Here is a 25,735-nt window from a genome sequence, read left to right on the forward strand (position 1 = left end):
TAGGCACGGACATCAGGGTTGCGTCCGCAAAACCCGAACAGACGACAGGTCGAGCGCATGAAGAAGATTTTGCTGGCAGGATTGATTGCAACCGGTGCACTGGCCTCAACGCCGGCTCTTGCCGCCCTTCAATGCGGCAACGACGCATCGGGCTTCAACCAGTGGGTCCAGGATTTCAAGCGGACTGCACCTTCGAATGGCATCAGCCCCTCGACACTGGAGCAGGCCTTCTCCACCGTTTCGTACAACCGCAACACGATTCGCGCAGACCGCGGCCAGAAAAGCTTCAAGCTTTCCTTCGACGAATTCATGAAGAAGCGCGGCGGCGCTGCCATCATCTCTCGCGGCAAGAGCATGAAATCGTCGAATGCGGCTCTTTTTGCGAACATTGAGCGTCGCTTCGGCGTACCTGCCGGCCCAATCATTGCGATCTGGGGCATGGAAACGGGCTTTGGAAGCTTCATGGGCAATGAGCACACCCTCTCTGCCGTCTCGACCCTTGCCTATGACTGCCGCCGCTCGGCCTACTTTACCGAACAGCTTTATGCCGCTCTTCAGCTCGTCGCCCGTGGCGACCTCAGCACTTCCGCGCGGGGCGCAGCCCATGGCGAAATCGGCCAGACTCAGTTCCTTCCGCTGAACGTTATCCGCTATGGCGCCGATGGCGATGGCGATGGGCATATCGATCTTGTTCGATCCCGCGCCGATGCTCTCGCATCGACTGCCAACTTCCTCAAGGGTCATGGCTGGAGGACAGGCGCCGGCTATCAGCCGGGCGAGCCGAGTTTTGTAGCTATCCAGGGTTGGAACGCGGCAAGCGTCTATCAGCAGGCCATCGCCTATATCGGCGCCCAGATCGACGGTCGCTGATCGGCCGAGAACGCCTTCAGGCGGAGGCAATCTCCGCCTGAAGCGTCTGCTCCTCGATATCGGGCCGGACAAAATCGCCCTTCTCGTTCATCACCCAGAGCTCGCCGGTCGAAATATCGAACCAGGCGCCGTGGATGCTGATCCGTTCTTCGTCTCCGCGGTCCTCCACGAAGGGGAAGGTCTGTAGGTTTGCGATCGAATTACGGATCGAGACTCGTTCGAGCGCTGTCTGGCGCTCGGTCTGCGTCATCAGATCGTTGCTCTGAATCTGCTCTGCGGCTGGACGCACCAGCGACATCCATCGACCAATGAAGTCACCGGGAGATAGAGGCTCCATAGACGGATCGAGTGCGGCCTGAATGCCGCCGCATCGTCCATGCCCCATGACCACGATGTCGCGGATCTGGAGAACCTGAACCGCATATTCCAGCGCCGCCGATGTGGCGTGGAACTGACTATCCGGCTGATAGGGCGGCACCATGTTGGCGACGTTGCGAACCACGAACAACTCGCCCGGCCCACAGTCGAAAATGGTTTCCGGTGCAGCCCGGGAATCGCAGCAGGCGATGAGGAGGGTGTGAGGTTTCTGTCCCGTATCCGCAAGAACACGATAGCGCTCGCGCTCGTCAGTGTAGCGACCGCTCATGAAGTTACGGTAACCGGCAAGGAGTTTGGCAGGAAAATTGCTCATGCGGAAAGGATTATCGCGCCGTCGACCGAAGATCAACGCTCTTGAACACCCGGAATGTGATCAGCGTTTGATCTTCTGGAGAGGATGCACCAGTCGCCGCATCTGCACCATGGCCATGGGCGAGGACAGGCTGGAGGCATCCGTTTCCAAGGTCAATTCGTCGCCGCCGCGTTTGGCAGTCCTTGCCAGGACTTCATAGACGCTTGCCGTCGCAAGCTGAAGCGCTCTTTCGTCATCCATGCCGCTCATGATCCTTGCCAGGAAGACAGCCGAAAGAAGATCGCCAAGACCGTTCGGAGCGTTGTCGATCAATCGGTGCTCGGCAAGTAAGGCATGATTTCCCGTGAGGTACAGATTGCCCGTTCCACCAGCGATCATGGAAAAGGCGGAAGTCACCAGCAGCCGTGATGGGCCAAGGGCGATCGCCGCATCCATGATCTCGGCATTGCTCGTGAGCGGCGCGCCCGACAGCCAGGCCAGTTCGAAACGGTTGGGTGTCGCCACGGTTGCCAGAGGAATGAGTTCGTCCCGGATCGCTTCCGCCGTCGCCACAGGCACATACAGTCCGCCGCTGTCGCCCATGACAGGGTCGCAGACATAAAGAAGATCGGGGTTTTCCTGTTTCAGCGCTTTGATGAGCCGGGCAACCGAGCGTGGCTGGCCGGCATTGCCGAAATAGCCTGTAAGCACCGCCTTCACCTCGCCCAGCCATGGCGCACGGATCAGATCGTCTATAGCCTTGTCGAAGTCTGATTCGGGGAATGTGAGGCGGGTGGAGGGCCCATGTCCGGGATGCCAGGGAAGCACGATGGTCGGAAGCGCCCAGACAGGATATCCCAATGTCTCCAGAGCAAACACAGCCGCGCGATTGCCGACCGACCCACGCACGACGTGGCTGGAGATGACGATGACGGCACTGCTGGTGTCCTGCATGGCTTCCGTTTCCTGCTGCAACGCGTTTTTGATCCTTCCTTGTCAGACGCATGTCAACAAGACTTGATTAAACAATGATCGACATGGACCGGCCACATTACCGAAACATGACAGCAACCACCTAAATCGGGCATGAAAGGGAGAGAGCATGGCGGCGAGGCAGCATCCGAAGCGTGAAAAGCAGATCGATAAAGCACGCAAGCTCGCGGCTGGCCTGGATGGTCCGCCTCTCGACCCGTTCATCCTCTTCGGCTGGGCAAGTGGCGACGATCTGGAAAACTACACGCCCGATATGCTGGCGCGAGCGGCTCGGCATGCTGGCGGTCGTTTGAAAGCTTGGACGAGGATCCGCGCCGACATCACGATCGACACCGTAACGGGTGTGGAGCCGCAAGGCATTCCCGTCTCCGTGTTGACCGTGATCGACCGCAACATGCCCTTCTTGTTTGACTCGGTGATGGGCGAAGTGGCGGCCACTCACCGAGACCTCCTGCTGGCGGTGCACCCAATCCTGCTTCTGGAACCAGGCAAGGATCCGGTCCTGCGTTCCAACGAGCAGCCTGGCAATCCCTCCCATCATGTCAGCTTGATCCAGGTCCACCTACCGCCTCTGAGCGAGGAACAAGCCGAAGCGCTGATCGGGCGCATCCAGCATGTTCTCGATCAGGTTCATCTTGCCATCACCGATTGGAGCGCCATGCTGGACGTGCTCGATGGCGCTTCCAAGCAACTCAACAATTCAGTCGGTCGCCACAAGACCGATCGAGAAGAAGCCATTGCCTTCCTGGAGTGGCTGAGGGACGACAACTTCACCTTTCTCGGCATGCGCGAATATGTTTATTCGGGAAAAGGCGCCGAGGCCACTGTCGAGCGCGGCAAGGGCCGCGGCCTCGGTATTCTCTCCGATCCGGAGGTTCGCGTCCTGAGGCAGGGCAAGGATGCGGTGACGACCACCCCAGAAATCCTGGAATTCCTCAATGGGCCGGATTTCCTCATCGTTACCAAGGCCAATGTGAAATCCGTCGTCCACCGCCGGGCCTATATGGATTATGTCGGGGTCAAGCGCTTCGATGAAAACGGACAGGTGGTCGGGGAGCTTCGGATCGTAGGTCTGTTTACCGCCGCCGCCTATGCCCAGTCCGTCCGCGACGTGCCCCTTCTTCGCGCGAAATCCGCTGAGATCGACAGACACTTCGGCTTCGACCCCAATGGCCATTCCGGCCGCATGCTGGAAAACACGCTCGAATCCTATCCGCGCGACGATCTCTTCCAGATAGACCCGGAACTGCTTGCCCGCTTCTGCGAGCAGATCATGGAGCTCAGCGAGAGACCCCGCGTGCGCGTCCTGCCACGCATCGATCGCTTCGACCGATTTGTCTCGGTCATCGTCTACGTGCCGCGCGAGGACTACAATTCGCTGGTCCGGGAAAAAGTCGGAGACTATCTCGCCCAGACTTTCGAAGGCCATGTCTCCGCCTATTACCCCGCCTTCCCGGAAGGCAATGTCGCGCGCGTCCATTTCATTATCGGCAGACGCAGCGGCAAGACGCCAGAACTGGCCCAGCCCAAACTGGAAGATGCCATCCGCCTTCTCGCGACACCATGGGAAGAGCGCTTCGCATCTCTAGCGGCTGGTGGCCCGCGGCTTTCGGTCACGAATGCCTTCCAAGAAGCCTTTTCACCGGAGGATACCGTCCTCCACCTGGCTGATATTGCAGCCTGTGCCGAAGGCGAGACGATCCGCATCGCTTTCTACCGCGGATCGACGGATGCAAATGATATCATTTCATTGAAGATCTTCCACGCCGGGCGCCATCTTTCGCTTTCCCGACGCGTACCGCTTCTCGAAAACCTCGGCTTTCATGTGGTGAGCGAACGAACCTTCGACATTCATGTCGGGGGCGAAGGCAGGCTGGTGGTTTTGCACGACATGGAACTGCAGCTGGCCGATGGCCGGCAGATCGATCTCACTAAGGAAGCCCCGCTGCTGAAGGATGCCTTCCTGGCAGCCTTTGACGGTCTGATCGACAACGACGCCTTCAATCGGCTTGTCCTTCTTGCCGGGCTTACCGCCCGCGAGGTGATGGTCCTGCGCGCCTATGCGCGATATCTGCGTCAGACCGGGATTCTTTATTCGCAAACCTATATTGCCGATACGCTCAACAAGTACCCGGCTATCTCCGCCTCCATCTTCCGCCTTTTCCACGAGGGCTTCGACCCGAAGCTCGGCGACAAACTCCGTACGAAGAAGCTCACTGAGCGCCATGCCGAAATCGAAGCCGCACTCGGCAATGTGCCGATCCTCGATGAAGACCGGATGCTTCGCCGCCTGGTCAATGCCGTGGATGCGACGCTTCGGACCAATTATTTTCAGCTGGACGAAAACGGCACGCCGAAGCGCATGCTGGCCTTCAAGCTCGACCCGAAACTGCTGGACGGCTTGCCTGAGCCGCGCCCCTTCCGCGAGATCTTCGTCTACGGCACGGAAGTCGAGGGTGTGCACCTGCGTTTCGGCAAGGTGGCGCGCGGCGGAATTCGCTGGTCGGACCGGGGCGAGGATTATCGCACGGAAGTGCTGGGGCTCGTGAAGGCGCAGCAGGTCAAGAACGCTGTGATCGTGCCGGTAGGCGCCAAGGGTGGCTTCTTTCCTAAGGCTCTTCCCGTCACCGGGTCACGCGAGGAAATGTTCAATGCCGGCAAGGAGGCTTACAAGACCTTCATTCGGACATTGCTATCCATCACTGACAACATTGTCGGCGCCGACATCCTCGGTCCACCGGACACGATCCGCATCGATGGCGACGACCCTTACTTCGTGGTAGCAGCCGATAAGGGCACGGCGACCTTTTCCGACACAGCCAACGGTCTTGCCCAGGAAGCCGGCTTCTGGCTGGACGATGCCTTCGCCTCGGGTGGCTCCGCCGGTTACGACCACAAGAAGATGGGCATCACGGCCCGTGGCGCCTGGGAAGCGGTCAAGCGGCATTTCCGCGAAAAGGACATCGACATCCAGACCACGCCCTTCACGGTGGCGGGTGTCGGTGACATGTCGGGCGACGTCTTCGGCAACGGAATGCTGCTGTCGCCCAAAATACGGCTGATCGCGGCTTTCGACCATCGCGATATCTTCATCGACCCCGATCCCGACATGGAGAAGTCCTTCGAAGAGCGCCAGCGCATGTTCACTCTGCCCAGATCGAGCTGGCAGGACTACAACCGGGAGACGCTGTCGGAAGGTGCCATGATCATTTCGCGCTCGGTGAAATCGGTGAAGCTGACGCCACAGGCAACCGCTGCGATCGGGCTCGACAAGACGACGGCAACTCCATTCGAGATCCTGACCGCTATCCTGAAGAGCCAGGTCGATCTGCTGTGGTTCGGCGGCATCGGCACCTACATCAAGGCTGCCTCCGAAACCGACCTCGAAGTCGGCGATCGTGCCAATGACCCCATCCGCATCAATGCTGCAGACGTCCGTGCCAGCGTGATCGGCGAGGGCGCCAATCTTGGCGTCACGCAGAAGGGACGTATCGCCTATTCTCTTGCCGGCGGGCGTTGCAATTCGGATGCGATCGACAATTCGGCGGGCGTCAATTCCTCCGACGTGGAGGTCAACATCAAGATTGCGCTGAATCCGGCTATGCAGGACGGGCGCCTGAGCCGCGAGAAGCGTAACCTCTTGCTTGCCTCCATGACGGAAGAGGTGGGCCACCTAGTCCTGCGCAATAACTACCTGCAGCCACTGGCGATCTCGCTCACGGAGCGCAGGGGCACGGCTAACCGGGAAGAGCTTTCGCGCCTCATGTCCGTGCTCGAAACCCAAGGTCGTCTCAACCGCAAGGTTGAAACTTTGCCCGATGACGTGGAACTGACCGAACGCTACCTGTCCGGCCGGCCCCTCACCCGCCCGGAGATCGGCGTGCTCCTCTCCTACGCCAAGATCGTGCTCTTCGATGCGCTGATTGACAGCCAGCTTCCGGACGACCCGTATTTCCTTGCTGTATTGCGAGATTACTTCCCTGCCAGGATGCAGAAGCTCTACGCGAGCGACATCGAGCATCATCGGCTGCATCGTGAGATCATTGCCACCGCCCTTGCCAACGAGGTCATCAATCGCGGCGGGCCTGGCTTTACACAGCAGATGAGCGACATGACTGGAGCCCCAGCCGCCAACGTGGTGAAGGCCGCCTTACTGGCCCGCGAGGGCTTCGACCTGCCCAGGCTCTGGGCAGGCATAGATGCGCTCGATGGTCAGATCCCCGGGGACGTTCAAAACGATCTCTATGCCCGCACCAGCGACATCTTTGCCGAAGCCACGCGCCTGATGCTGCAAACCCAGGCCGGCAACGGAGAAATGAATACGGCCATGGACCGCCTGAGGGCCGGGATCAAAGGACTACGCGGCACGATTGACAGCGCCGCCACGATCGATACTGCCTCCCGTGCTTCTGCGCTGGAAGACCAGGGTGTTCCCGCGGCATTGGCACGGGAAATCATGCTTCTCCCCACTCTCGTGCTTGTACCGGAGATCATGCAGATCGCAGATCGTACCAGGGAAAACATGGCACGGGCCGCCGAAAGCTACTTCGCTATAACGGAGCGCTTCCGGATCAACCGCCTCATCGCGAACGGTGAACGGATCACCACCAACGACCACTATGAAAGCCTTGCGCTATCGCGCAGCCTGCAGCAGATCGCCTCGGCGCGTCGGGACATCGTTATCGCCGCACTGGCTGCCCACCCCAAGGTGAAGAATCCCGTCGAGGCCTGGCACAGCAGCGATCTTGTCAGAATCAACCGCATTGGGACTGAACTGGTGGGACTAAGCGAAAGCGGTGACCTGACGCTGCCAAAAATCACGGTGGCAGCTGGTCTGCTGGGTGACCTCGCCCGTAGCATGCCGGCTTAGATTAGAGCTTCGGCTTCAGCCAAGGACGGTCGTGATGAGTGAAACGGGAGAAGTGCCGGCGAAAGCCGGCCGGCGCGGCATCTGGGGCTGGATGCTCTTCGACTGGGCGGCACAGCCATTTTTCACCGTCGTCACGACCTTCGTCTTCGGGCCCTATTTTGTGTCGCGGATGAGCAGTGATCCAGTCTCGGCACAGGCTGCCTGGAGCAATATGGCGACCGTATCGTCGCTCGTCATCGCGCTCCTGTCTCCCGTGCTCGGTTCGATAGCCGACCAATCCGGCGCTAGAAAGCCCTGGATCGGAGTCTTTGCCGCGGTCAAGGTCACCTGTCTCTGCACGCTCTGGCTGGCCGTGCCAGGCTCACCGCTGATGTGGCCGGCGCTGGCCATGATCGGCGCTTCCATCGCTGCGGAATTCTCGATCGTGTTCAATGATTCGATGATGTCGCGCCTTGTGCCGCAACGGGATGTGGGTCGTATCTCGAACCTTGCCTGGGGCCTTGGTTATCTCGGCGGCATGCTGGTTCTGATTGCCGTCGTGACGCTGCTTGCCGCCAGCCCCGACACGGGCCGGACACTGATCGGCATCCCGCCGCTCTTCGGTCTCGATCCGCAGCAGGGCGAGGATGCCCGCATTACTGGGCCTATCTCGGCCATGTGGTACCTCATCTTCATCCTGCCCATGTTTCTGTTCACACCGGACGCAGCCAAGGGACTTCCTTTTCAGGCAGCCGTCAGGTCCGGTCTGGTGGAGCTGAAGGCGACGCTTCGCGAACTGAGAGAGCGCAAAGGCATCACCCGTTTTCTAATCGCGCGCATGCTTTACCAGGACGGCGTCAACGGCCTGCTCATCCTCGGCGGCACGTTTGCGGCCGGCATGTTCGGCTGGGCAACAATCGAACTTGGCATCTATGGGATCATTCTCAATGTGATTGCGATCTTCGGCTGCGTGGCGGCAGGCTGGATCGATCGCATAGCCGGCTCCAAAACCGTCGTAATCGGCAGCCTCTTGCTTTTGATCGCTGCCACAGCCGGCATTGTCTCCACAGGCCCCGGCTATGTCTTCTTCGGGCTGATGCGCCTCTCGACCGCCGATAGCGGAGGCTTGTTCGGAACTGCGGCAGAAAAGGCCTACATCCTGTTCGGACTTCTGATCGGGATCGCGTTCGGGCCGGTACAGGCATCCTCGCGGTCTTATCTAGCCCGCAGTGTGAGCCTGTCGGAGGCAGGACGCTATTTCGGCATTTATGCCTTATCCGGTCGCGCCACCAGCTTCATGGCGACGCTCGCATTTTCGCTGGTCACCTATGCCAGCGGTTCGGCTCATCTCGGCATGGCAACGCTGATGATCTTCCTGATTGGCGGGCTGGCACTGCTTGTCGCAACGCCCTTCCCTGCCAACCGCGAGTAATCAGTGCCGGAAATGGCGCATGCCGGTAAAGACCATGGCGACGTCATGTTCGTCGGCCGCAGCAATGACCTCCGCATCGCGCATCGACCCGCCCGGTTGGATGACGGCCGTGGCACCTGCGCCGATAGCCGATAGCAAACCATCCGCAAAGGGGAAAAAGGCCTCGGAAGCGACCGCGGAGCCCTTGGTGAGCGGCTCTGCCCAGCCCATGGCCTTGGCGGCATCCTCGGCCTTCAGCGCCGCGATCCGGGCGGAGTCGATCCGGCTCATCTGGCCGGCACCGATGCCCGCCGTCTGGCCGTCCTTTGCATAGACGATGGCGTTGGACTTGACGTGCTTGGCGACCCTGTAGGCGAATTTCATGTCCTCAAGCTCGACCGCCGTCGGCTGGCGCTTGGTGACGACCCGAAGATCGAGATCTTCAATCATGCCATTGTCGCGGCTCTGGACCAAGAGCCCGCCGGCAACCGTCTTGGCCGTAATGCCGCGCGAGCGCGGATCGGGCAGACCGCCTGTAACGAGCAGGCGAAGGTTCGGCTTCCTGGCGATCACCGCCCTCGCCTCGTCGGAAACTTCCGGTGCGATGATGACTTCCGTGAAGAGCTTGACGATCTCTTCGGCAGTTTCGCCGTCCAGCAGCTGGTTGAGCGCGATGATACCGCCAAAGGCTGAGGTGGAATCGCAGGCCAGCGCCCGCAGATACGCTTCCTTCAGCGACGGAGCGGTGGCGACGCCACACGGGTTGGCGTGCTTGATGATGGCGCAGGCTGGAGCCTTCTCCGGCGAGAATTCGCCGATCAGCTCGAAGGCGCCGTCCGTGTCATTGATATTGTTGTAAGAAAGCTGCTTGCCCTGCAGGAGCTTTGCGGTGGCGACGCCCGGGCGATCGTCGCCGGTCACGTAGAAGCCGGCGCTCTGATGCGGGTTCTCGCCGTAGCGCATCTCCTCCTTCAGCACGCCGCCGATCGTCCTGTACTGCGGCGTAGCGATGTCGAGCGCTTCGGCGAACCAGTTGGAGATGGCGGTGTCATAGGCTGCCGTGCGCGCGTAGGCCTTGGCAGCAAGCTTCTGCCGAAAGGCATAGGTCGTTTCGCCGTTCTGCTCCTTCAGGGCCTCAACCAGTGCCCCATAGTCGGATGGATCGGTGACAACAGTCACATAGGCATGGTTTTTCGCCGAAGCGCGGATCATCGCCGGGCCGCCGATATCGATGTTCTCGACCGTGGTCGGATAGTCGCCGCCGGCAGCCCGCACTTCCTCGAACGGATAGAGGTTGATGACGGCCAAATCGATCCCCTGGATGCCGTGCTCTTCCATGGCCGCCTTGTGTTCGGCATCGTCACGGATGGCCAGCAGCCCACCGTGCACATTGGGGTGCAGCGTTTTTACACGCCCGTCCATGATTTCCGGAAAACCAGTCACATCCGATACGTCGGTAACCGGAAGCCCGGCCGTCGCGATTGCCTTATGGGTGCCACCGGTGGAAAAAAGCGTCACCCCTTGGCTTACAAGCGCCTGTGCGAGTTCAACGATACCCGTCTTGTCCGATACGGACAAAAGAGCGGTGTGAATCCGGACGCGGTCGGGTGCAGGAATTTTCTTGGAAGCGACGGCCATCTGTTTGTCCTCAAACGCGCCGGGGACGGCCCCAGCTCATATGAGCGCCGGTTAGCACAGCTTGGCGAGAGAAGGAACGGCTAATCGCCGCGCCGCAGCATCCAGCGGATCTCACAGGTCTGGGGTGGTGAGAATTCGATCACCAACTGCTGGCTCGGGCGGATGCCGGAGGCATCGGCAAAGAAAATGTCCTCATCGATCAGCACGTCGAGCCCCGGCGCGGCGAAGATCCAGGTTTCGCCATCCGGCGCGCGCATGGCCACGCTTTCCTCGTCGCGTCGCTTCAGCGTGATGGAGGGATGGATGTGGAAGCGGGCAACAGCCGGAAGCGGAGCATTTGGCGTTTCCAGGCCTTCCGCAAGGACAAGCCGGTCATGACCCTTGATCTTGTCGCCTTTGGAACTGATGCCGATTTCCCGCTGGTGAAGGTATCCGTAATCCCGGACGTAGCCGTCATGGATCGCCCGCAGCCAGTCATTGCCGTGCGGATCGTCCCACCGCTCCACGTCCACGGTCGAAACACCGGGAAGCAGGATCGCGCCGGCCAGCTTCGATTTCACGATACGGCTTGATGAGGCTTCGTCGAGGATGACGGTGGAATGCGCCGCCGTGGAGCGGGCAATGGTGCGATAGCTGCGACCAGCCCATTTGGGCAATCCGCAATTGACGATGAAGCGATGCCTCCCGGATGACATTTCAAAGGACAGGCTGCCGGCATGCGCCGTGCAGGATAAATCGGGTGAATGAGGCTGACCGGTATCGACGATCAGCGTCGTGCCCGCCACGGATAGCCGCTGGTAGTTCATGTGGGGAAGAGTCTTGGACGGCTTCCCGGCAGATTCGTCGTAGCGAAGGACGGACATGAGCTCACTGGCCGGCGTAGCACTCGCCCCGTTGAAAAGCGCCAGATCTCCGTCCTGATGCCGGAAGAACCGAAGGGCTGGATACATGCGGTCGATCGTCGGAATGAGCTTCGAGGGCAGGTCGTGCCCGAGATTGATATAGGTCTGGCGCAGCGGCAGGAGATCGAGCAGGAGATCGAGCAGCGCTCGGGGATTTCGCGATACATGCCCGCCATCCGCCAGGATCTGCTCTTCCAGTTCCCGGTCCAGCCGCACTCCCTCACGGCGGATATATCCGGCACGGGTCGGCATGGAGATAGAGGCCATGGCAAGCGCAATCCGCTGCCGAAGCCGCGTCTCGCCTTCCGGCGTATAGCCGGCAATCTTTCGAAGATAGCGCACCTGGTAGGCAAGGCTCTTCATGAAGCGGCGATAGAAGCCGGCTTCGGCGCCGTGGAGAACGACGGTTGAATGCGAAAGCCAGGCTATCACCCGCTCGGCGACAACGCTTGGCTCCCAGGCGATGCCACGCCGGCGCCGACCATAGCGGACGATCCAATCGTCCACGATATCCCGTGCGTGCTCGCAGGACTCGTCAGTCTTTCTGCTCCGAATATGCCTCAGCCAGGCGAACGAATGAAGCCGTTCCGCGAAAACGCGAGAGGGGAGTTCTACCGCGAACGGGGAGTCGCCGAAAGTTTCAAGCGTACGTCCTGCCAAGGGGAAGCGTCCCTGCAGGATCTCTTCCGCAACGAAGGGATCAAGCGCTCTCAAATCCGTCGGCGCGACGATCAGCCGTTCGGGAGCGCGCAAGGCTAACGGGGTCAAAGCCAGTCGCAAGGGTGCAATGCGCCGGCCGAGACGTCGCCAGATGTCCCGCAAGCCGAAGGACACGATCCTCCTGCGATCCGCGAGCGTCGTCGTCAACCTGGATACTCCCACAGGGCTTCATCAGTTCCGACCGGAGGGGCGGAATCAGTTTTTTAGATTATGCAAATAATCGGCTGTTATGGTGAATATTGTCTTACCGTACGCGTAGCACTGACGCAAAGAAGCCGTCCATGCCACCGGCGACCACATCGGTGGCCTGCAATGTGGCAGGCGTGGTACGGACGTCACCGAGTGGCGAGATAGCCGCTTCCAGCCCCGGCCACTCTTTTGGATCCACCGGAACGCGCTCGACGTCAGGCAAATCTGCCAGAACGCGCGCAACCAGTTCCTCTCCCTCTGAAGGGTCCAGCGAGCAATTGGAGAACACGACAACACCGCCCGGCTTCACAAGAGTCAGGGCGTGACGCAGCATTTTTTCCTGAAGCGCGGAGAGCTTGGCGATATCTTCCGGGCCCTTTGTCCATAAAACGTCCGGATGCCGGCGCGTCGTTCCCGTCGAGGAGCAGGGCGCATCCAGCAGGATGCCATCCAGTGGTTCGGCAGGCTGGAATTCGAACAGATCTCCTGTCACGACGTCCGCTTCAAGCTGGAGCCGCTGCAGATTCTGCTTCAGTCGCACCACCCGGTTGGCCGATTGCTCGACTGCCGTTACGATAGCCCCGGCCGCGATCAACTGTGCTGTCTTGCCGCCAGGCGCAGCGCACAGATCGGCTATCCTTTTGCCTTTCAGGTCGCCAAAGAGCTTGGGCGGAATGCTGGAAGCAGCATCCTGCACCCACCAAGCGCCCTCATCATAGCCTTCAAGTTCCGTGATACTGCCCTGAAAGGACGGCAGGCGCAGACTGCCCGTCGGCAGAATAGAGGCACCGAGCCGCTTCGCCCAGAGCTCCGGATCGGATTTTACAGTCAGATCGATGGCCGGCTGCACCAGCTGAGCTTCGGCAATGCGCTCCGCCTCGGCTTCGCCATAAGCAGAAACGAGGCGTTGCTTGAACCAGTCGGGCACAGGGGAGACCGTGGCAGTCTGTGCCAGAACCTCGTCCTTCTCGCGCACCAACCGCCTCAGGACGGCATTGACGAGCTTGGCAAACCGCCGTGTCCGCGGATCCCGGTCTGCCTGTTCCACGGCCAGATCCACTGCGGCATGGACGGGTACGTCAAGATGCAGGATTTGCGCCGCCGCAATAATGAAAACGTGCTGAAGCGTTCGGGCGCCTTCCGGCAGCGGGGTGTCGAGAAGAGAAGCAATCGCCGCCTCCAGTCTCGGCAGATGCCGAAGCGCCGTCGTCACCATGGCGCGCGCCAGACCGCGGTCGGCATCGCTGAGGGCGCGATAGGCGGGATTGCCATTGATGGGATCGAGCATCCCGTCGAGGGAAATCTTGCGGTCGATGGCAGCAGCCAGCAACTTGGCCGCGGTAACCCGAACTTCGAGGCCGGGCTTTCTGGATTGGGTTGCAGCAGAGGGGGCAAATGCCCTACGGTTTTGTGGCTGTGCCTTGACGTTCTTCTTGTTGCTCTTGTCCATCAGGACCAGGGACCCTTGCGCGGTTCATCGGGGCCGCGCCCGAAGCCGGTCGTCGGAACGGTGCGCGCGGTGCGCCGGGGTCTATCAGCCCAAGTCGTTGACGTCGAGGCACTGCCGCCAAACTCGGCTGCCATCTGCTGCAATGCGGCGATCCGGTTGCCCGTATCGGGATGGGTCGAAAACAGATTGTCCATCCGCTCGCCTGAAAGGGGGTTGATGATGAACATGTGCGCAGTGGCTGGATTCCGTTCGGCATCGTAGTTTGGAATCTGGTGTGCACTGCCCGCAATCTTGGCAAGGGCGGAAGCAAGAGCGAGCGGGTTGCGGCAGATTTCTGCCCCGCGGCGGTCGGCCGAATATTCTCGTGTGCGGCTGATCGCCATTTGCACCAGCATGGCGGCAAGCGGCGCAACGATCATGGCGGCAATGACACCGATGAAACCAAGCGGATTGCTGTTGTTTTCACGATTGCCGCCGAAGAAGAAGGCGAAATTGCCGAGCATGGAGATCGCCCCGGCAAGGGTCGCGGTAATCGTCATTGTCAGCGTGTCGCGGTTCTGCACATGCGCCAGTTCATGCGCCATGACGCCTGCGACCTCCTCATGACTCAGCATCTGGAGAAGGCCCGTGGATGCTGCAACGGCTGCGTTCTGCGGGTTGCGGCCCGTCGCAAAGGCATTCGGCTGTGGATTGTCGTAGACATAGACCTTCGGCATCGGCAATCCGGCGTTGGCAGCCAGTTGCCGGATAATCTGGTAGAATTCCGGCGCACTGCGCTCGTCGACTTCCTGGGCGCGATAGGCCGACAGCACCATCTTGTCCGAGTTCCAGTAGGAAAACAGGTTCATGCCAGCCGCCAGCAGCAGCGCGATCATCATCCCGCTTCGGCCACCGATCAGGAAGCCGACGCCCATGAACAGGGCTGTCATGAAGGCCAGAAGCATGGCGGTGCGCATCATGTTCATCGTCATCTCTCCTCTGCCGCGTCAAACCTCGAACGCCTCATTGCGATAGAAGGGGTTCCACCTGGCATTCGAACTGCCTATAATGTGGTCCGTTCAACCCGCGATTTCAATGAACGGTCTGGTGACTGGCCATGCAGGCTGCAGATAACGACAACGCCGAAGATCTTGGTAGCGAGGATGCCTCTAAAAAGGTCCTTTCGCCTGCAGCGCAACGCGCTTTGCAGGAGGCGGAAGAGCGTCGGCTTGCTTTAGCTCAGGCCGACATGCCGGAAGAATTCGGCGGCCGAGGCGGTGCCGATCCCGCGCGGTTCGGAGACTGGGAAATCAACGGTCGCGCCATCGATTTCTAAGTAAATATTCCTATTGACTTCTGACATGATACGGAATTTATTCCTCTCATGTTCAAGATGCTGTTGACCCTCTGTGCTATTACAGCCACCCTTCCCTGCGGCGCCCAGGCGCGGGACGAGATTGCTGGTCCAGTGACGGCAGAGATTCTTCGGGTCGTTGATGGAGACACTATCCTTGTCCAAGCCCGGCCATGGCCGCAGCAGACGATGGAAGTCTATGTCCGTATTCGCGGCATTGACGCGCCGGAGATCCACTCCCGATGCAGCAGCATCCGGGCAGGGGGAGAGGAGGCGCAGCACGCCCTGGAAGATATGATCACCGCATCGCCGAAGGTGCAGCTCACCCGCATCTCAGGCGACAAATATTTCGGCCGTATCGTTGCCGATGTAACGCTCTCGGACGGCCGCAGTATCGGCAATGACCTCCTGCTTTCGGGGCTCGCAAGGCCCTATGACGGCGGCCGCAAACCACGCGAAATCTGCGACGCCGAGTAACAGATAAGGGCTAGGGACCTATGGTGAGGACCTAGTCGGTCTTGTTCTGTCGGTTGGCAATGAGATCATCGACCACAGCCGGATCCGCAAGGGTCGAGATGTCACCGAGCGCACCAAAATCATCCTCGGCGATCTTGCGCAGGATACGGCGCATGATCTTGCCGGAACGGGTCTTTGGCAGGCCGGGCGCGAACTGAACCTTGTCGGGCGCGGCAATCGGGCCGATCTCGTTTCGGACATGCTTGACCAATTCCTGGCGAAGCTCGTCCGTGCCTTCGTTGCCGGCCATCAGCGTGACGTAGCAGTAGATGCCTTGGCCCTTGATGCTGTGAGGGTAGCCTACGACTGCGGCTTCCGAGACGAGATGGTGCGAAACAAGTGCCGATTCGACTTCCGCAGTGCCCAGCCGGTGACCTGAAACATTGAGAACATCATCGACGCGACCGGTGATCCAGTAGTAGCCGTCCTCGTCGCGGCGGCAGCCATCGCCCGTGAAATATTTTCCCTTGTAGGTCGAGAAATAGGTCTGGATGAAGCGCTCGTGGTCGCCATAGACGGTTCGCATCTGGCCCGGCCAACTGTCGGTGATGCACAGATTGCCATCTGCTGCGCCCTCGAGCACATTGCCTTCATTATCGACCAATTGCGGCTTTACGCCGAAGAAGGGTTTGGTTGCCGAACCCGGTTTAAGGTCGGTCGCACCCGGCAACGGCGTGATCATATGGCCGCCGGTTTCGGTCTGCCACCAAGTATCGACGATCGGGCAACGCTTGTCGCCAACAACGTCATAATACCATTCCCAGGCCTCCGGATTGATCGGTTCCCCCACCGTGCCGAGCAGCCTCAGGCTTTCTCGGGAAGACCGCTTCACGAACTCGTTGCCCGCACCCATCAGGGAGCGGATCGCGGTCGGTGCCGTATAGAAGATGTTGACCTTGTGCTTGTCCACGATCTCCCAGAACCGGCCCTGATCCGGGAAGTTCGGAACACCCTCGAACATCAGGGTTGTGGCACAATTGGCCAGCGGTCCATAGACGAGGTAGGAATGCCCGGTCACCCAGCCGACATCGGCCGTGCACCAGTAAATGTCTCCGTCATGATAATCGAACGTATATTCATGGGTCATGGCCGCATAGACGAGATATCCGCCGGTGGTGTGGAGTACGCCCTTCGGCTTGCCAGTCGATCCTGACGTGTAAAGGATGAACAGCGGGTCTTCCGCCTTCATCTTCACTGGCTCGCAATGCCCCTTCACGCTGGCAATTTCCTGGTGGTACCAAAGGTCCCGGCCCGGTGCCCAGTTCGTCTTGCCGCCGGTGCGGCGCACGACCAGGACCTTGTCGACCGTCACGTATTGGCGCGCCGCAATGCGGATGGCCTGGTCGGTGTTTTCCTTCAGCGGCACAGGCTTGCCGCCGCGCACCCCCTCGTCGCAGGTGATGACGAAGGTGGACTGGCAGTCAACGATGCGGCCGGCCAGCGCTTCCGGCGAAAAGCCGCCAAAGACGATGGAGTGCACGGCGCCGATGCGGGCGCAGGCAAGCATGGCATAGGCCGCTTCGGGGATCATCGGCATGTAGATGGTGACGCGGTCGCCTTTCTTGACGCCGTGCTTCTTCAGAACATTGGCGAGCCGGCAGACCTGATCATAGAGCTGGTTATAGGTGATCTTCTTGTCGATATAGGGATTGTCGCCTTCCCAGATGATCGCAGTGCGCTCGCCATGCGTCTTCAGGTGCCGGTCGATGCAATTGTAGGAGACATTGGTCAGCCCATCCTCGAACCATTTGATGGACACCTTGCCCTTGAAGGAGGTGTTCTTCACCTTGGTGTAAGGCTTGAACCAGTCGATCCGCTTGCCATGCTTTCCCCAGAACTTGTCTGGATCCTCCACGCTCTCCTCGTACCACTTTTCGTATTTTTCGCGGTCGATCAGGGCTTTTGTTCGGACAGATTTAAGAACCGGATAGACTTTTTCGGACATATATTCCTCCCAGCTTGCCCTGAACGACGCAGCGGATCAGGACGTTATGCGTTGGATTCATAGCAGGTGGCTCAGCCTCGGCAATTAGACAAACGGTCACCTTTGATGAAGAATTGCAATCGGGCGGTTTTTCGATTATAGGACCGGTGAATTCCCGGAAATTTGTGGTTGATACCCACGGCCCGCGACACCGGCGCGGACGGACAGAGGAACTATATCCATGGCTCAACAGCTGCTCATGCCGAAGGCGACCGCCGTATGGTTGGTCGATAATACTGCCCTTTCCTTCGATCAGATCGCTCAATTCTGCAAGCTGCATCCACTCGAAGTCAAAGCCATTGCCGATGGTGAAGCAGCGCAGGGCATCAAGGGTCTGGACCCGATCTCGACCGGCCAGTTGTCGCGTGACGAAATCCAGCGCGGCGAAGCAGACGTCAACTACAGGCTCAAGCTTTCCGACCCTAAGGTACGCGTTCCCGAATCCAAGCGTCGTGGCCCGCGCTATACGCCGGTATCCAAGCGCCAGGATCGTCCCAATGCCATTCTCTGGCTGGTTCGTAACCATCCGGAACTGAAGGACGCACAGATTTCCCGCCTGGTCGGCACCACCAAGTCCACCATCGAGCAGATCCGCGAACGTACCCACTGGAATGCCGCAAACTTGGCCCCGATGGATCCGGTAACGCTTGGCCTCTGCAGCCAGATCGATCTCGATCTGGAAGTGGAAAAGGCTTCCAAGGGCCGGCCCCTGCCGACCGCGGCCGAACTTGGAGCTTCTCTGCAGCCGGCATCGGAAACCGAAAACCTCGGCTTCAGCTATCGCACTGAACGTGAAGAAGAGAAGGAAATCGATGCGAATGCCGTATTCGCAAAGCTTTCCTCGCTCAAGTCTACCCGCAGCGACGAGGAAGAAGACGAACGCTTCTAAGCTTTCTGGCCTTAACCGAACTCGGGAGAGCTAGATCATGGCATCCACGCCTCGCAGACCGATCAATCCCATGGATGCGGCCGAAGCCCTGTTCAAACCGGCGCCCAAGAAGGCGGCGCCGGTTATCGAAAGACCTCCCGTTCCGCATGGCAGGGAAACCGTGTCGATCCGGATGGACAGCGATGTTCTGGCTTGGTTCCAGAATGATGGCCCAGGCTGGCAGGACCGAATCAACGACGCACTTCGCGCCGCCATGGTCGGTAAAGATTAGCGATCAATCGGCCCATAACCGTTCTTCATCAGCAATAACGTGATTACATCGAGCGCTGCGGGATACTCGATCGTGGCCGGCATTTTCCACGGCAGGTCATCAGCGATCTTCTGCACCGTCCCGCGCAGGATCTTGCCGGAACGGGTCTTTGGAAGCTTAGGAGCGACCAGCACGGATCTGAACGCCGCGACCGGACGATCTCGCTTCGCACCAGCTGCGCCACCTCCTGCGTAATATCTGCCGTTTCCCGTGAAACATGTTTCTGCGGAAAGCCCGACGAAGAGCTAGGACGAGATCTAGCGTGCGCCGAAAATGGCAGAACCGACGCGCACACTGGTGGCACCAAACTCCACCGCCGTTTCAAAATCGCCGGACATACCCATGGAAAGCCGATCTAATCCGCACTCACTCGCCAGTTTGGCGAGAAGCGCAAAATGCGGTCCCGGATTTTCGTCAGCAGGGGGAATACACATCAGTCCCTCGATCCGCAGATCGAGTTCCTTGCGGCAGAAGTCCACGAAAGCGACCGTCTCCTTCGGCTCGATTCCCGCCTTTTGCGGCTCGAGCCCGGTATTGACCTGCACATACAGCCGAACCAATCGACCTTGGCCCTTGATCTCCTCAGACAGGGCGTGAGCGATCTTCTCCCGGTCCACCGTCTCGATAATGTCGAACAGCGCCACGGCGTCGGCTGCCTTGTTGGATTGCAGCGGTCCGATCAGATGAAGCTCGATGCCGGGGGTTTCGGCCTTGAGCGCAGGCCACTTTCCTTGACTTTCCTGCACCCGGTTCTCGCCGAAGACCCGCTGACCGGCTTCTATCACAGGGCGAATCTGATCTGCTTCAAAGGTCTTGGACACGGCGACAAGGGTAACCGCACCCACCGGTCGCCCTGCTGCCGCCTCCGTCTTGGCGATCCTTGCCTTGACCTCTTCCAGCCGTGCTTCGACGCTCATCCTGTGCCACCCTTCCACATTCTTGTAGGCTACCGGATTAAAGCCCATATTACGGACTGCCAAGGGCAATCATCCGAAAGTTTGGCACACTGCCAAAGCCCGCAAAACTTGACGCTTGCGGCCTTTCATGGTGAAGGTCTGCCCGACTCTTTGAACTGTTTCCCGGAAAATCATCCCCATGGCGACTGAACGTTACAATCCGCGCGATGCCGAGCCCCGTTGGCAGGAGAAGTGGGCCGAGGCCAAGGTTTTCGAAACCGATAACAGCGATCCGCGCGAGAAGTATTACGTCCTCGAGATGTTTCCCTACCCGTCGGGCCGCATCCACATGGGCCATGTGCGCAACTATGCCATGGGCGACGTCGTTGCGCGCTACAAACGGGCTCGCGGTTTCAATGTGCTGCACCCCATGGGTTGGGATGCGTTCGGCATGCCGGCGGAAAACGCTGCACGCGACAACAAGGTCCACCCGAAAACCTGGACCTACCAGAACATCGAGTCAATGAAGAAGCAGCTGAAGGCCATGGGTCTTTCGCTGGACTGGTCGCGAGAATTCGCAACTTGCGACGTGGAGTACTACCAGCGCCAGCAATACCTCTTCCTGGATATGATGGAAAAGGGCCTGGTGTACCGCAAGCAGTCCAAGGTCAACTGGGATCCGGTCGACCAGACGGTTCTGGCCAACGAGCAGGTGATCGACGGTCGCGGCTGGCGATCTGGCGCACTGGTCGAACAGCGCGAGCTGGTGCAATGGTTCTTCAAGATCACTGATTTCAGCCAGGATCTGCTGGACGCCCTGGATACCCTGGATCACTGGCCGGAAAAGGTCCGGCTGATGCAGAAGAACTGGATCGGCCGCTCCGAGGGATTGACGATCCGCTGGGAGATCGTTGGATCGACGGCACCTGCCGGCGAACGCGAGGTCACGGTCTACACGACGCGGCCAGACACGCTGTTCGGCGCTTCATTCCTGGCAATCGCTGCGGACCACCCATTGGCCAAGGCCGCTGCTGCTGCGAATCCGGCTATCGAAACCTTTGCCGAGGAATGCCGTCGGCAGGGTACGTCACTGGCTGCACTTGAGACGGCGGAAAAGAAGGGCATCGACACCGGCATCCGGGTCAGGCATCCGCTGGATCCTACCTGGGAACTGCCGGTCTATGTCGCGAACTTCGTGTTGATGGAATATGGGACGGGCGCCATCTTCGGTTGCCCCTCCGGCGATCAGCGCGACTTGGACTTCGCTCGCAAATATGGGCTGCCGGTTGTTCCGGTCGTCATGCCGAAGGACGGCGACGCCGCCACCTTTGCCGTGGGCGACACCGCCTATGTCGATGACGGTGTCATGATCAATTCGCGCTTCCTGGACGGAAAGACGACCGACGAAGCCTTCCAGATGCTGGTAGAAAAGCTCTCTTCTCAATTGTTGAACGATGCTCCGCAGGGAGAGCGCAAGGTAAACTTTCGCCTGCGCGATTGGGGCATTTCCCGTCAGCGCTATTGGGGCTGCCCGATCCCGGTGATTCACTGCGATGACTGTGGTGTCGTGCCCGTGCCGAAGAAGGACCTGCCCGTCCGCTTGCCGGACGACGTCACCTTCGACCAGCCCGGCAACCCGCTGGACCGCCACCCGACCTGGCGCCATGTAGCTTGCCCGCATTGCGGCAAGGATGCCCGCCGCGAGACGGATACCATGGACACGTTTGTCGATTCCAGCTGGTATTTTACCCGCTTCACGGCACCGCACGAGGACACCCCCACAGATCCGGCTATTGCCAATCACTGGCTGCCGGTGGACCAGTATATTGGCGGCATCGAGCACGCGATCCTGCACCTGCTTTACTCCCGCTTCTTCACGCGGGCGATGCGGGAGACCGGCCATGTGGATGTGAAGGAGCCCTTCAAGGGTCTCTTCACCCAGGGGATGGTCGTGCACGAGACCTATCGTTCAGGCTCCGGCCAGAATGGTGAATGGGTGTCGCCCGCCGATATTCGCATCGAGGAGAACGACGGCAAACGCCGCGCCACCTTGCTGAAGAACGGCGAAGAGGTGACGATCGGCTCCATCGAAAAGATGTCGAAGTCGAAGAAGAACGTAGTCGATCCGGACGACATTATCGCCTCCTATGGCGCTGATACCGCCCGCTTCTTCGTGCTGTCGGATTCGCCGCCGGACAGGGACGTCATCTGGTCGGAAGCTGGGGTAGAAGGAGCCCATCGATTCACCCAGCGCCTGTGGCGCCTGATTTCCGAAGCGGCAGATGCGCTGTCATTGGTTACTCCGGCCCCAGCTACAACTGGGGACGCCTTGGCAATATCTCAGCTGGCTCACCGGACCTTGAAAGCCGTCCAGGCCGATTATGACAAGCTGTCCTTCAACAAGGCCGTGGCGCGGATCTATGAGTTGGTCAACGCTCTTGCTGCTCCCTTGGCCGATGTTGCAGGCGGCAAGGGCGACCAGCCTTATCGTGCTGCCGTCCGCAACGCTGCCGAAATACTGGTCCAGATCGTGGCCCCGATGACGCCGCATCTATCGGAGGAGTGCTGGCAGATATTGGGCAATGGTGGTCTGCTGGCCGAGGCTGGATGGCCTGTCTATGACGAGACACTGGTCGTTGAGAATGAGGTCACGCTGCCGGTCCAGATCAACGGCAAAAAGCGCGGAGAATTGACAATCGCGCGTGACGCGGATCAAACTACAATCGAGGCCGCGGTACTTGAATTGGACGCGGTGAAGGCCGTTCTGGATGGCCGCTCACCGAAGAAGATCATTGTCGTCCCACAGAGGATCGTGAACATTGTCGCCTGACCATCGCCCAGCCCGCCGATTTTCCACCGCCTGTGCAGCCGCCGCCCTCGTTCTTCTGGCTGGCTGCCAGGTACGCCCCCTCTATTCGGAAAGCGGCGGCGTTGGCCAGCGGCTGACAACGGTGGGGTTTGCGGATCCGCATAATCGCATCGAGCAGGTTGTACGCAACAATCTTGTCTTCCTCGCCGCTGGCGGGGCAGGGGAGCCCACTCATCCCGAATATGAAGTGAAGTTCTCTGCCAAGAGTTCTGCATCGAACATTCTCGATCTCACCAATGATGACAATACCGACACTGTTTCGGTGAGAAACGTGCCGGTAGCCGGTCGTGTCGAGCTATCCATAACCTATACGCTGACGCGCATTCGCGATGGCCAGGTGCTGAAAAACGCGACCCGGGAAGTGGTTTCGCAGATCGATGTGTCAGGCCAGAGTTTTGCCAAGCTCAGGTCGATCCGGGATGCGGAAAACCGGGCAGCGAGGGAAGCGGCAGAGTTTGTCCGCAGCGAGATCGCTATAGCCCTGTCACATGAACCTCAGCCGCAGACCGTATGGCAGAAATAAAATCTCACGAGTTCGATCGCTTCATTAAGCGGGGGGTCGAGCTCTACAAGATTTTCGTGATCTATGGACCCGACCGCGGCTTGGTTTCCGAACGGGCCACCGCCATAGCAAAGACATCGGGCGCCGCGCCCGACGATCCTTTCGCCATGTTGAAGCTGGACAGTGGAGACCTTTCGGGAGACCCTGGACGGCTTATGGACGAGGTCAACGCGCTTGGCTTATTCGGTGGAACCAAGCTGGTCTGGCTCCGTGGCGCTGCGAACGAAAAGCCTCTTTTGGACGCCATACAGGTGCTGGCCAATGGCCCGCCTCCTGCCAATATGCTCGTCGTTGAAGCCGGCGACCTTAAGAAAGGGAGCGGGCTCCGCAAAATCGTTGAGCCGGCTAAAAATATAGCGGTTATTCCTTGCTACGCAGACGATGCTCGTGCCCTGCAAGCCTTGATTGATGCAGAGCTGGAGGGTGAGAACCTCAAGATAAGTCCCGCCGCGCGTGCAAGGCTGTTGGAGCTTCTAGGCGGTGACCGCATTGCTTCCAGAAACGAAATCCGCAAACTGGCTCTGTATTGCCGCGGAACGAATGTCATCGATGAGCGCCATGTAGAGGATATCATTGGGGACGCGAGCAGCGTTTCGGCCGACGAGGCGGTCGATGCCGTGCTGAACGGCGATATGCCGGCGCTTCATCGAGCACTTCACAAGGTCTTGGCGTCAAAAACCCCTGTCTTTCTTGTCCTGCAGGCCTGCCTGAAACAGCTGCAGATGCTGGACCTAATGCGTTCCGAGATGGACGAGAAACGTTTACAGACGAGCCAGGTCATGATGACGCTGGGGCGCCATGTTCACTTTAAACGTAAACCTATCATTGAAAAGGCGCTTAGGGACTGGAGCGCGGCTTCCATTTTGCGCGAAACTGAAAGACTTCAAGCTGCCATATTGCAAACGCGCCAGCGGCAAAGCCTAGAACCCAGTATTGCTCTCCAGGCTTTAATAGCGACCGCCGCACAATCTCACAGGCGAGGCTGAACTATTTCCGTTCCAGGAGGCGGCAGATATCTTCGAGCTGCTCCAGTGTCCGATAATTGATACGGATCTGGCCGCTACCGCCCTTGTGGCTGATCTTGACCTCAAGTCCCAGTACATCCGCAAGCGTGCGTTCCAATGCAAGAGTATCTGAATCTTTCTCAGCAGATTTGGGGGGGGCCGCCGCTTGGCTTTGCCCTTTGATGTCATTTTGCGCCAAACGCTCTGCGTCCCGCACCGACATTCCTTTCGCCACGATCGTACGAGCAAGGGCCGCTGGATCTGACGTTGTGATGAGAGCGCGCGCGTGACCGGCAGACAAGCTTCCAGTTGCGAGCATATCCCTGACGGGATCCGGCAGCTTTAACAGCCGCAAACTGTTTGCGACATGGCTACGACTCTTTCCGATAATCTCGCCCAGGTCGTTCTGTGTATAACCATGTTCTGCAATGAGCTGGTCGTAACCGAGAGCCTCTTCCAAAGGATTGAGATCGGCACGCTGTACGTTTTCGACGATTGCAATTTCGAGCGCGGTGCGATCATCCACATCTCGGACGATAATGGGGATCTCGACCAGGCCCGCCAGCTGGGCAGCTCTCCAGCGACGCTCCCCAGCGATGATTTCGTATCTGTCTCCCCTTGAACGAACCACAACCGGCTGCACGATACCGTGCTGACGGATGGAACTTGAAAGATCCTGAAGATCGCCTTCGTCGAAGTGACGGCGGGGATTTTTGGGATTTCGCGAGACCTGTTCGATAGGCGCCATTCGATCTGGATTGACGCTCTTGGGAGCACCATCAGCCGGAAGCGGCTGATCCATTTCACCAATAAGCGCGGCAAGACCGCGACCGAGGCGACGTTTCGAAGGATCATCAACCATTACGACCTACCTATAAAAATAAACTCAAGCCGCCTTGCGTCGGCGCTCACGCTGGATCACTTCCGACGCAAGTTGAAGATAAGCCTGGCTCCCCGCGCATTTGAGATCGTACAATATAGCCGGCTTACCATAAGATGGCGCCTCGGAAACGCGAACATTTCTTGGAATTAAAGTATGATAGACCTTCTCGCCGAGGTAGGTCCGCACATCGGACACAACCTGTTGCGCTAGATTATTTCGCGCATCGAACATGGTTAGCACAATACCCTGTATATCGAGAAGAGGGTTAACGGTTCGCCGAACCTGGTCGACCGTATCCAGGAGCTGGCTCAACCCTTCTAGCGCGAAGAACTCACACTGCAGCGGCACCAAGACAGAGTGGGCGCCGGCCATTGCATTCATGGTCAGGAGATTGAATGAAGGTGGGCAATCGAGCAGGATATAGCTATAGCCCGTTGCCTCAGGGGTAGATAAAGCGCGCCGAAGACGAAAAGCACGGTCGCTGGACTGTGAAATCTCCATCTCGAAGCCAAGCAAATCCATTGTCGAAGGCACGATCGATAGATTGGGCACAGCCGTTTCCATGGCAACCTCATTGATCGTGTTATAGCCCATCAGCACGTCGTAGGAAGACAGCTTTCGGGACTTCCGGTCAATGCCAAGGCCGGTACTGGCATTTCCTTGCGGATCAAGATCAACAATAAGAACGCGCTCGCCGATAGCAGCAAGCGCCGTCGCTAAATTAATGGCGGTTGTGGTTTTCCCAACGCCGCCCTTTTGATTGGCAATGGTAATAATCCGGTTCTTGTCCATACCAC

Annotated in this window: 20 protein-coding genes and 1 pseudogene; 10 read left to right on the forward strand and 11 right to left on the reverse strand. The window is 59.2% G+C overall.

What is annotated here, in order from left to right; translation table 11 throughout:
• The first annotated feature begins 57 nt into the window (after window positions 1–57).
• Window positions 58–870 (forward strand): lytic murein transglycosylase, encoded by an 813-nt coding sequence (locus tag EPK99_RS24090; RefSeq protein ID WP_128445640.1) that lies wholly within the window; start codon window positions 58–60, stop codon window positions 868–870.
• 16 nt (window positions 871–886) lie between these two features.
• On the opposite strand, the gene EPK99_RS24095 is transcribed toward EPK99_RS24090, so the two are convergent.
• Both EPK99_RS24095 and pdxY read right to left on the reverse strand, forming a co-directional pair.
• Window positions 887–1,561 (reverse strand): carbonic anhydrase, encoded by a 675-nt coding sequence (locus tag EPK99_RS24095; protein ID WP_128445641.1) that lies wholly within the window; start codon window positions 1,559–1,561, stop codon window positions 887–889.
• 60 nt (window positions 1,562–1,621) lie between these two features.
• Window positions 1,622–2,494 carry a pyridoxal kinase PdxY gene (gene pdxY / locus EPK99_RS24100; protein WP_128445642.1) on the reverse strand — a complete coding sequence of 291 codons (873 nt, stop codon included), beginning with the start codon at window positions 2,492–2,494 and terminating at the stop codon, window positions 1,622–1,624.
• A 148-nt stretch (window positions 2,495–2,642) separates the two neighbouring features.
• Between pdxY and EPK99_RS24105 the strand changes: the two genes are divergently transcribed.
• Together EPK99_RS24105 and EPK99_RS24110 are read left to right on the forward strand one after the other, a co-directional pair.
• A complete protein-coding gene (locus EPK99_RS24105) occupies window positions 2,643–7,403 on the forward strand; it encodes an NAD-glutamate dehydrogenase (protein WP_128445643.1) in 4,761 nt (1,586 codons plus the stop codon).
• A gap of 34 nt (window positions 7,404–7,437) precedes the next feature.
• Window positions 7,438–8,814, forward strand: a complete 1,377-nt coding sequence (locus EPK99_RS24110; protein ID WP_128445644.1) for an MFS transporter — start codon at window positions 7,438–7,440, stop codon at window positions 8,812–8,814.
• On the opposite strand, the gene purH is transcribed toward EPK99_RS24110, so the two are convergent.
• From purH to htpX, 4 genes are all read right to left on the reverse strand, one after another.
• A complete protein-coding gene (purH, locus tag EPK99_RS24115; protein ID WP_128445645.1) occupies window positions 8,815–10,431 on the reverse strand; it encodes a bifunctional phosphoribosylaminoimidazolecarboxamide formyltransferase/IMP cyclohydrolase in 1,617 nt (538 codons plus the stop codon). It lies immediately after the preceding gene.
• 80 nt (window positions 10,432–10,511) lie between these two features.
• The gene (locus tag EPK99_RS24120) at window positions 10,512–12,200 is read right to left on the reverse strand and encodes a heparinase II/III family protein (RefSeq protein WP_425374241.1); all 1,689 of its coding nucleotides are present in this window, start codon (window positions 12,198–12,200) and stop codon (window positions 10,512–10,514) included.
• A gap of 97 nt (window positions 12,201–12,297) precedes the next feature.
• The gene (locus EPK99_RS24125; protein ID WP_425374244.1) at window positions 12,298–13,701 is read right to left on the reverse strand and encodes an RsmB/NOP family class I SAM-dependent RNA methyltransferase; all 1,404 of its coding nucleotides are present in this window, start codon (window positions 13,699–13,701) and stop codon (window positions 12,298–12,300) included.
• Complete coding sequence (gene htpX, locus EPK99_RS24130; protein WP_128445647.1) at window positions 13,692–14,657, reverse strand: zinc metalloprotease HtpX; 966 nt, start codon at window positions 14,655–14,657, stop codon at window positions 13,692–13,694. Before htpX ends, EPK99_RS24125 begins: the two co-directional genes overlap by 10 nt.
• 131 nt (window positions 14,658–14,788) lie before the next feature.
• On the opposite strand from htpX, the gene EPK99_RS24135 reads away from it, so the two are divergent.
• Together EPK99_RS24135 and EPK99_RS24140 are read left to right on the forward strand one after the other, a co-directional pair.
• Window positions 14,789–15,007: a DUF1674 domain-containing protein gene (locus EPK99_RS24135; RefSeq protein ID WP_128445648.1), complete on the forward strand. Its 219-nt coding sequence runs from the start codon at window positions 14,789–14,791 to the stop codon at window positions 15,005–15,007.
• A 48-nt stretch (window positions 15,008–15,055) separates the two neighbouring features.
• The gene (locus EPK99_RS24140; protein ID WP_128445649.1) at window positions 15,056–15,502 is read left to right on the forward strand and encodes a thermonuclease family protein; all 447 of its coding nucleotides are present in this window, start codon (window positions 15,056–15,058) and stop codon (window positions 15,500–15,502) included.
• Between the two features lie 31 nt (window positions 15,503–15,533).
• Here EPK99_RS24140 and acs read toward each other — a convergent pair whose 3' ends face one another.
• Window positions 15,534–17,486 carry an acetate--CoA ligase gene (gene acs / locus EPK99_RS24145; protein ID WP_128445650.1) on the reverse strand — a complete coding sequence of 651 codons (1,953 nt, stop codon included), beginning with the start codon at window positions 17,484–17,486 and terminating at the stop codon, window positions 15,534–15,536.
• Between the two features lie 220 nt (window positions 17,487–17,706).
• Here acs and EPK99_RS24150 point away from each other — a divergent pair, with 220 nt between their 5' ends.
• Entirely contained in the window at window positions 17,707–18,414 is a 708-nt protein-coding gene (locus EPK99_RS24150; protein ID WP_128445651.1) for a DUF1013 domain-containing protein, read from the forward strand.
• Window positions 18,415–18,451: 37 nt separating this feature from the next.
• Entirely contained in the window at window positions 18,452–18,685 is a 234-nt protein-coding gene (locus EPK99_RS24155) for a BrnA antitoxin family protein (RefSeq protein WP_128445652.1), read from the forward strand.
• Here EPK99_RS24155 and EPK99_RS25430 read toward each other — a convergent pair.
• A pseudogene (locus EPK99_RS25430) lies at window positions 18,682–18,944 on the reverse strand (AMP-binding enzyme); the annotation flags it as partial. The gene EPK99_RS24155 and the pseudogene EPK99_RS25430 overlap by 4 nt on opposite strands.
• 37 nt (window positions 18,945–18,981) lie before the next feature.
• Window positions 18,982–19,641, reverse strand: coding sequence for a YggS family pyridoxal phosphate-dependent enzyme (locus EPK99_RS24160; RefSeq protein WP_128445721.1), 660 nt, complete (start codon window positions 19,639–19,641; stop codon window positions 18,982–18,984).
• Between the two features lie 178 nt (window positions 19,642–19,819).
• On the opposite strand from EPK99_RS24160, the gene leuS reads away from it, so the two are divergent.
• The 3 genes from leuS to holA are packed head-to-tail and all read left to right on the forward strand — an operon-like array spanning window position 19,820 to window position 24,037.
• Complete coding sequence (gene leuS, locus EPK99_RS24165; protein WP_128445653.1) at window positions 19,820–22,450, forward strand: leucine--tRNA ligase; 2,631 nt, start codon at window positions 19,820–19,822, stop codon at window positions 22,448–22,450.
• Window positions 22,440–23,012 (forward strand): hypothetical protein, encoded by a 573-nt coding sequence (locus EPK99_RS24170; RefSeq protein WP_128445654.1) that lies wholly within the window; start codon window positions 22,440–22,442, stop codon window positions 23,010–23,012. The genes leuS and EPK99_RS24170 overlap by 11 nt, the downstream gene beginning before the upstream one ends.
• Complete coding sequence (gene holA, locus EPK99_RS24175; protein WP_128445655.1) at window positions 23,000–24,037, forward strand: DNA polymerase III subunit delta; 1,038 nt, start codon at window positions 23,000–23,002, stop codon at window positions 24,035–24,037. Before EPK99_RS24170 ends, holA begins: the two co-directional genes overlap by 13 nt.
• Before the next feature lies 1 nt (window position 24,038).
• On the opposite strand, the gene EPK99_RS24180 is transcribed toward holA, so the two are convergent.
• Both EPK99_RS24180 and EPK99_RS24185 read right to left on the reverse strand, forming a co-directional pair.
• On the reverse strand, window positions 24,039–24,917 hold the full coding sequence (locus tag EPK99_RS24180) for a ParB/RepB/Spo0J family partition protein (protein WP_128445656.1): 879 nt from the start codon (window positions 24,915–24,917) through the stop codon (window positions 24,039–24,041).
• 24 nt (window positions 24,918–24,941) lie between these two features.
• A complete protein-coding gene (locus EPK99_RS24185) occupies window positions 24,942–25,730 on the reverse strand; it encodes a ParA family protein (protein WP_128445657.1) in 789 nt (262 codons plus the stop codon).
• Between the last annotated feature and the right edge of the window lie 5 nt (window positions 25,731–25,735).

Source organism: Neorhizobium lilium, assembly GCF_004053875.1.
GTDB classification, from domain to species: domain Bacteria; phylum Pseudomonadota; class Alphaproteobacteria; order Rhizobiales; family Rhizobiaceae; genus Neorhizobium; species Neorhizobium lilii.

Excerpts from the sequence above, each read along its gene's own strand:
- purH (WP_128445645.1), bottom strand. The coding sequence starts at position 10,431 with ATGGCCGTCGCTTCCAAGAAAATTCCTGCACCCGACCGCGTCCGGATT.
- leuS (WP_128445653.1), top strand. The coding sequence starts at position 19,820 with ATGGCGACTGAACGTTACAATCCGCGCGATGCCGAGCCCCGTTGGCAG.
- EPK99_RS24180 (WP_128445656.1), bottom strand. The coding sequence starts at position 24,917 with ATGGTTGATGATCCTTCGAAACGTCGCCTCGGTCGCGGTCTTGCCGCG.
- holA (WP_128445655.1), top strand. The coding sequence starts at position 23,000 with ATGGCAGAAATAAAATCTCACGAGTTCGATCGCTTCATTAAGCGGGGG.
- htpX (WP_128445647.1), bottom strand. The coding sequence starts at position 14,657 with ATGAACATGATGCGCACCGCCATGCTTCTGGCCTTCATGACAGCCCTG.
- EPK99_RS24135 (WP_128445648.1), top strand. The coding sequence starts at position 14,789 with ATGCAGGCTGCAGATAACGACAACGCCGAAGATCTTGGTAGCGAGGAT.
- acs (WP_128445650.1), bottom strand. The coding sequence starts at position 17,486 with ATGTCCGAAAAAGTCTATCCGGTTCTTAAATCTGTCCGAACAAAAGCC.
- EPK99_RS24150 (WP_128445651.1), top strand. The coding sequence starts at position 17,707 with ATGGCTCAACAGCTGCTCATGCCGAAGGCGACCGCCGTATGGTTGGTC.
- EPK99_RS24185 (WP_128445657.1), bottom strand. The coding sequence starts at position 25,730 with ATGGACAAGAACCGGATTATTACCATTGCCAATCAAAAGGGCGGCGTT.
- EPK99_RS24110 (WP_128445644.1), top strand. The coding sequence starts at position 7,438 with ATGAGTGAAACGGGAGAAGTGCCGGCGAAAGCCGGCCGGCGCGGCATC.
- EPK99_RS24160 (WP_128445721.1), bottom strand. The coding sequence starts at position 19,641 with ATGAGCGTCGAAGCACGGCTGGAAGAGGTCAAGGCAAGGATCGCCAAG.
- pdxY (WP_128445642.1), bottom strand. The coding sequence starts at position 2,494 with ATGCAGGACACCAGCAGTGCCGTCATCGTCATCTCCAGCCACGTCGTG.
- EPK99_RS24140 (WP_128445649.1), top strand. The coding sequence starts at position 15,056 with ATGTTCAAGATGCTGTTGACCCTCTGTGCTATTACAGCCACCCTTCCC.
- EPK99_RS24090 (WP_128445640.1), top strand. The coding sequence starts at position 58 with ATGAAGAAGATTTTGCTGGCAGGATTGATTGCAACCGGTGCACTGGCC.
- EPK99_RS24095 (WP_128445641.1), bottom strand. The coding sequence starts at position 1,561 with ATGAGCAATTTTCCTGCCAAACTCCTTGCCGGTTACCGTAACTTCATG.
- EPK99_RS24105 (WP_128445643.1), top strand. The coding sequence starts at position 2,643 with ATGGCGGCGAGGCAGCATCCGAAGCGTGAAAAGCAGATCGATAAAGCA.
- EPK99_RS24155 (WP_128445652.1), top strand. The coding sequence starts at position 18,452 with ATGGCATCCACGCCTCGCAGACCGATCAATCCCATGGATGCGGCCGAA.